At 68.5% G+C, this 6,710-nt stretch carries 5 protein-coding genes; 4 read left to right on the forward strand and 1 reads right to left on the reverse strand.

Features of this window, described 5'->3' with window-relative positions; translation table 11 throughout:
• Positions 1-60: 60 nt before the first annotated feature.
• Positions 61-1,146 (reverse strand): substrate-binding domain-containing protein, encoded by a 1,086-nt coding sequence (locus ACTJJK_RS20430; RefSeq protein WP_440731116.1) that lies wholly within the window; start codon positions 1,144-1,146, stop codon positions 61-63.
• 247 nt (positions 1,147-1,393) lie between these two features.
• Between ACTJJK_RS20430 and ACTJJK_RS20435 the strand changes: the two genes are divergently transcribed.
• From ACTJJK_RS20435 to ACTJJK_RS20450, 4 genes are read left to right on the forward strand one after another with little or no spacing between them, the layout of a single operon-like run.
• Positions 1,394-3,103 (forward strand): OFA family MFS transporter, encoded by a 1,710-nt coding sequence (locus ACTJJK_RS20435; protein WP_440731117.1) that lies wholly within the window; start codon positions 1,394-1,396, stop codon positions 3,101-3,103.
• 43 nt (positions 3,104-3,146) lie between these two features.
• Entirely contained in the window at positions 3,147-4,049 is a 903-nt protein-coding gene (gene fdhD / locus ACTJJK_RS20440) for a formate dehydrogenase accessory sulfurtransferase FdhD (protein ID WP_440731118.1), read from the forward strand.
• A complete protein-coding gene (locus ACTJJK_RS20445) occupies positions 4,046-6,397 on the forward strand; it encodes an FdhF/YdeP family oxidoreductase (RefSeq protein ID WP_440731119.1) in 2,352 nt (783 codons plus the stop codon). The genes fdhD and ACTJJK_RS20445 overlap by 4 nt, the downstream gene beginning before the upstream one ends.
• Before the next feature lie 13 nt (positions 6,398-6,410).
• Positions 6,411-6,641, forward strand: a complete 231-nt coding sequence (locus ACTJJK_RS20450) for a hypothetical protein (protein WP_152566301.1) — start codon at positions 6,411-6,413, stop codon at positions 6,639-6,641.
• Positions 6,642-6,710: the final 69 nt, after the last annotated feature.

Consider the following 6,710-nt stretch of genomic DNA (forward strand, 5'->3'; position numbering starts at 1 on the left):
TGTAGGAGCGGCGTGAGCCGCGACCGGAACATCGACCACGACCGAACCGCACTGCGTTCCTTACCCGAACACCGCCCGCGCGGTCGGGAAGGCTTCGTACAGGTCCTGCACGGTGCCGCAGCGGTCGGCGTCGTAACCCGGCAGCAGGCCCAGCTCGTGGCGGAAACGCTCGCTGCGCAGGATCGCCAGCATCTCGGCCAGGCCCGGCGTCGCCAGGCTCTCGGCGCGCACCAGGAAGAAATAATGCTCCGAGGCGATCGGTACGAAATCCAGACCGTAACGCCGCGCGGGCGTCTCCAGGCCGAAGCCGGCGTCGGCCATGCCGCTGGCGACGTAGGCGGCCACCGCGGCATGGGTCAGCTCGTCAATGCCGCAACCGCGCACCTCGCGGATCGAATGCCCCTGTCGCGCCAGCATGCGTTCCAGCAACAGGCGCGCGCCGGAGCCGGGTTGCCGGTGGATGAAGCGCACGTCCTCGCGCAGCAGATCGGCGAGCACGCGAATGCGCTTGGGGTTGCCGGCGGCAACGACCAGGCCGATGCGCCGCGTCGCCAGGTGCAGGACCCGGTCGTTGAGCGGATCGATGCGGTCGGCGTACAGCGCCAGGATTTCGCGCTCGAACTCGCCGATCGGCAAATGCACGCCGGCCAGGTCGCAATCGCCGCTGCGCAAGGCGCTCAAGGCCTCGCCGGGGCTGCGATATTTCAGGTCGACCGGCGTGCCGGCCTCGTCGAGAAAACGGCGCAAGGTTTCGACCGCGAAGCCGTGCGCGGCGTGCAGGCGCTGCGGCGCCGCCTGCGCGGTGAGCGCGCGTTGCAGTTCGACCTCGACCTCCGACGCCAGGCTGTCGAGCGTCGGCGCCAGGCGCGCGGCGATGCGCTGCTCGGCCCAGACCAGGCGTTCGCCGAGCGCGGTCAGGCGCGCGCCGCGGCCGCGCGTCATCCGCAGCAACGGCGTGCCGAACAGCGCGCGCGAAGATTGCAGCAAGCCCCAGGCGTAGCGGTAGGACAGGTCGAGATCGCGACAGGCCGCCGCGAGTGAGCCGGTCGCATGCACCCCGAGCAACAGATCGATCAGCTTCGGCGGCAACGGCCGGCCGTCGGCGGCGTGCAGCGTCCACTTGGGTTGGATCTGGACCTTGAACATGCCGGCGCTCCTCGGGTCTTGCCGCATTGCGGACCGGGCCGCGACGCAACGCGGCAGCCGCAGCGGCAGGTCCGGCGCCGGCGTTCAAACCGGCTTTACAGAGCCGATTATTAGACTACCCGGTGATATACGTCACCTTCTGCCTGGGATAGCCTCGCTCACGCTTCCGGACTGACCCCCAAATATGTCCTGAAGTACATATTGATGCAGATCCTAGGCAGTCGCAGTCGTAATCGGAGGGGTCCCTATGTCCAGTGACAGCGCGGTGGTCTCAGCAACCCCGCCATCCGCCACGGAAGGCCGGCAATCGGAAAGTGTGTTGGCGAAAGAACGCATCGTCGCCGGCCCTGGCTTCAACCGCTGGCTGGTGCCGCCGGCGGCGTTGGCGATCCATCTGTGCATCGGCATGGCCTACGGTTTCAGCGTGTTCTGGCTGCCGCTGTCGCAGGCGGTCGGGATCGGCGCGCCGATCGAGTGTCCGGCGAGCATGGGTTTCTTCGCGCGCATGGTCGCGACCGACTGCGACTGGAAAGTCAGCGCACTGACCTGGATGTACACGCTGTTCTTCGTCCTGCTGGGCTGTTCGGCGGCGATCTGGGGCGGCTGGCTGGAACGGGCCGGCCCGCGCAAGGCCGGCGTGGTCTCGGCGCTGTGCTGGTGCGGCGGCCTGGTGATCTCCGCGATCGGGGTCAAGACGCATCAGATCTGGATGCTGTGGCTGGGTTCGGGCGTGATCGGCGGCATCGGCCTGGGCCTGGGCTACATCTCGCCGGTCTCGACCCTGATCAAATGGTTTCCCGACCGCCGCGGCATGGCCACCGGCATGGCGATCATGGGCTTCGGCGGCGGCGCGATGATCGGCAGCCCGCTCGCCGACCTGCTGATGAAGCACTACGCCACCGCGACCTCGGTCGGCGTGTTCGAAACCTTCCTGACCATGGCGGCGATCTATTTCGTCTTCATGATGGCCGGCGCCTTCGGCTACCGCATCCCGCCGAGCGGCTGGACGCCGGCGGGCTGGACGCCGCCGCAGGCGAGCGCGAACACCATGATCACCCAGCACCACGTGCACGTGAGCAAGGTCTGGCGCATCCCGCAGTTCTGGCTGCTGTGGGGCGTGCTCTGCCTCAACGTCTCGGCCGGCATCGGCGTGATCGGCATGGCCTCGCCGATGCTGCAGGAAGTGTTCGGCGGCCAGCTGATCGGCGTCGACGGCGGCATCAAGTCGCTCGACGAGGCGCAACTGGGCCTGATCGCGGCGATCGCCGCCGGCTTCACCGGCCTGCTGAGCCTGTTCAACATCGGCGGCCGTTTCTTCTGGGCGTCGACCTCGGACTACATCGGCCGCAAGATGACCTATGTGGTGTTCTTCGTGCTCGGCATCGCCCTGTACGCCAGCGCGCCCTGGGCCGGCTCCGGCGCCGGCAGCATCGCCGCGTTCGTGGCGATCTTCTGCGTGATCCTGTCGATGTACGGCGGCGGTTTCGCCACCATCCCCGCCTACCTGGCCGATATGTTCGGCACCCAGATGGTCGGCGCGATCCACGGCCGCCTGCTCACCGCCTGGGCCACCGCCGGCATCCTCGGCCCGGTGGTGGTGACCTACATGCGCGACTACCAGCTCGGCCTGGGCATGCCGCCTTCGCAGGTCTACAACATCACGATGTATATCCTGGCCGGGATGTTGGTGCTGGGCCTGCTGTGCAATCTGATGGTGCGCCCGATCGCGCAGAAGCACTTCATGACCGCCGAGGAACTGGCGCGCGAAAAACGCCTCGCCCACGAGAAGACCGGCCACAATGGCGCCCTGCCCGCGTCGGTCGGCGACGCGCAGATGGCGCTGATCGGTCACGGCGGTCATCCGGCCCTGGTGCTCGCGGCCTGGGCCGCGGTCGGCCTGCCCCTGGCCTGGGGCATGTGGGTGACCCTGCAGAAAGCCTTCGTGCTGTTCCATTGAGGCCATCGCCGGACGGCGCCCGCGCCGTCCGGCCAACGAAACCATGAGCAAGATCGCACACGAACACGCCACCACGCCCGACCCGGCCCGCGCCGGCGCGGTGTCGCGCCCGGTGCGCCGCCGCCGTGGCGCGCGCGTCGACGACACCCTGGATGCGATCGCCGCCGAAGTGCCGGTCGCGCTGGTCTACAACGGCACGCCGTTCGCGGTGATGATGGCCACGCCCGAGGACCTCGCCGATTTCGCCCTGGGCTTCTCGCTCAGCGAAGGCATCGTCGCCGGCGCCGACGAACTGCGGGTCGGGGAGATCGCGACCTCGCTCGAAGGCATCACCCTGCAGCTGTCCATTCCCGAGGCCCGCGTCGCCGCGCTCGAACAACGCCGGCGCAACCTGCAGGGCCGCAGCGGCTGCGGCGTGTGCGGCACCGAGAGCATCGAAGCGGTGCTGCGGCCGCCGCCGCGTCTGCGCGACAGCAAGCCGATCCGCGTCGGGGCCTTGCACCGCGCCTTGCGCGAACTGCGCGAACGCCAGCCCTTGAACGCTTTGACCGGCGCCACCCATGCCGCAGGCTGGGCCGATCGCGACGGGCGCGTTCTGTTCGTGCGCGAAGACGTCGGCCGCCACAACGCCCTCGACAAGTTGATCGGCGCCTTGGTCGCCGCCGGCCTCGACCCCTTGCAGGGTTTCGCCGTCGTCACCAGCCGCGCCAGTTTCGAGATGGCGATGAAGGCCGCGCAAGCCGGCATCCCGCTGTTGGCCGCGATCTCGGCGCCGACCGCGCTGGCGATCGCGCTGGCCGACTCGGCCCACCTCACCCTGATCGGCTTCGCCCGCGACGACGGGCACGCGGTCTACACCCACCCGCAGCGCCTGCTCGACGACGGCCCGCACGCCGGCGAAGACGGCGACGACGGCGACGACGACGCAATGGAAGCGAACTCATGAGCAAGAAAACCATCCGCCCCTACGACGGCCCCGCCGGCGGCTGGGGCGCCTTGCGCAGCGTCGCCCGGCACCTGCTCGAACAGGACGTACCGGTGCACGGCGCGCGCACCCTGCTCTCGGCCAACCAGCCCGACGGCTTCGACTGCCCCGGCTGCGCCTGGCCCGACCGCGACCACACCTCGACCTTCGAGTTCTGCGAGAACGGCGCCAAGGCGGTGGCCGCCGAAGCGACCAGGCATCGCGCGACACCGGAGCTTTTCGCCCAATACACAGTCGCCGAGCTCGCGCGCTACAGCGACCATTGGCTCGAAAACCAGGGCCGCCTGACCCATCCGATGCGCTGGGACGCGGCCAGCGACCGCTATCTGCCGATCGGCTGGGACGAAGCCTTCGCCCGCATCGGCGCGCATCTGAACGCCCTGGATTCGCCGAACCAGGCCTTGTTCTACACCTCCGGGCGTTGCAGCAACGAAGCCGCCTTCCTGTATCAGTTGTTCGTGCGCGAGTTCGGCACCAACAACTTCCCCGACTGCTCCAACATGTGCCACGAACCCTCGGGCACGGCGATGAAGGCCCAGCTCGGCGTCGGCAAAGGCACCGTGCTGCTCGACGATTTCGAGATCGCCGATGCGATCTTCATCTTCGGCCAGAACCCGGGCACCAACCATCCGCGCATGCTCGGCGAGCTGCGCAAGGCGGCCAAGCGCGGCGCCGCGATCGTCTCGTTCAATCCCCTGCGCGAACGCGGCCTGGAGAAGTTCGCCGACCCGCAGGACAAGCTGGAGATGCTGCACAACGGTTCGACCCGGATCTCCTCGGATTATTTCCAGTTGCGCATCGGCGGCGACCTGGCCGCGGTCAAGGGCATCATCAAGCGCACCCTCGAAGCCGATGCCCAGGCGCAGCGCGAAGGCCGCGACAGAGTCGTCGACATCGCTTTCATCGCTGAGCACACCCGCGGCTTCGAGCGTTTCGCCGCCGACGTCGCCGCCGAATCCTGGGACACCATCGAGGCCGAGTCCGGCCTCAGCCGCGCCGAACTCGAACGCGCCGGCGATATCTATATCCGCGCAGGCAGCGTGATCTGCTGCTGGGGCATGGGCATCACCCAACACAAGCATTCGGTCGCGACCATCCACATGCTGGGCAATCTGCTGCTGTTGCGCGGCAACATCGGCCGCCCCGGCGCCGGGCCCTGCCCGGTGCGCGGCCACAGCAACGTGCAGGGCGACCGCACCATGGGCATCTACGAAAAGCCGTCGCCGGCCTTTCTCGACCGCCTGCACGAAGTGTTCGGTTTCGAACCGCCGCGCGAACACGGCCACGACACGGTCGGCGCGATCGAGGCCATGCTCGACGGCCGCTGCAAGACCTTCTTCGGCCTGGGCGGCAACTTCGCCACCGCCACGCCCGACACCGAGGCCACGCATCGCGCCCTGCGCCGTTGCGACCTCACCGTGCACGTCACCACCAAGCTCAATCGCAGCCACCTCGTGCACGGCCGCGACGCCTACATTCTGCCCTGCCTCGGCCGCACCGAGATCGACATCCAGGACAGCGGCGCGCAAGGCGTCACCGTCGAAGACTCGATGAGCATGGTCCACCTGTCGGCCGGCATCAACGCGCCGGCCGCACCGACCCTGTTGTCGGAACCGGCGATCGTCGCGCGTCTCGCCGCGGCCACCCTCGGCGCCCGCAGCAAAGTACCGTGGCTGTGGCTGGTCGGCGACTACGACCGCATCCGCGACAAGATCGCCGAGGTGTTCGAAGACTTCCACGATTTCAACCGGCGCGTGCGCGTACCCGGCGGTTTCCACCTGCCCAATGCCGCGGCCGAACGGCGCTGGCTCAATGCCGAGGGCAAGGCGCTGTTCAAGACCCATGCGGTGCCGACCGACCTGCCGGTGCACCGCGCACGCGCCAGCCAACAGCAACCAGTGTTCACCCTGGCGACGACCCGCTCGCACGACCAGTACAACACCACCATCTACGGCATGAACGACCGCTACCGCGGCGTGTTCGGCGAACGCCGGGTGTTGTTCATCCATCGCGACGACATCGCCGCCCTGGGCATGAACGCCGGCGACTGGGTCGACCTGGAAAGCCTGTGCGAGGACGGCGTCGAACGCATCGCCCGGCGCTTCCTGTTGGTCGAATACAACATCCCGCGCGGCTGCCTGGCCGCCTACTACCCCGAGACCAATGCGCTGGTGCCGCTGTCGAGCTTCGCCGACGAGGCGCGCACCCCGACCTCGAAATCGATCCCGGTGCTCGTGCATCCGCACCTGGCGCAAGCGGCGCAAGGCCTGCAAGCGTCCAAGGACATCGGCCTTGTCCGAGTCGACTGAGGCCCTGCTGGCGATGCTGGCCGGCGAAGCCGACGGCGTGTCTCTGCCGCGCCTGTGCAAGCGCCTGGGCCTGCGCATGAGCGTGTTGCTGCGCGAGTTGGCGTGGATCGGCGAAGACGCCATCGGCGGCCACACCGGCCCGGGTTGGGTGCGGGTAGAGACGCGCGGCGAAACCCAAGTCGCGGTGTTGACCGAGCGCGGGCGCGAACGGCTGCGGATGGGCGACAGCGAGAAGCGCGATTAGAGCGCATGGGTGTTTCGAGATAGCCCTGGCAATGCGGGCTACGTCGTTGGTGCCTTGACGCGGTCGCGG

It is taken from the genome of Lysobacter sp. 22409, assembly GCF_052045105.1.
Taxonomy (GTDB): Bacteria; Pseudomonadota; Gammaproteobacteria; order Xanthomonadales; family Xanthomonadaceae; genus Lysobacter; species Lysobacter antibioticus_B.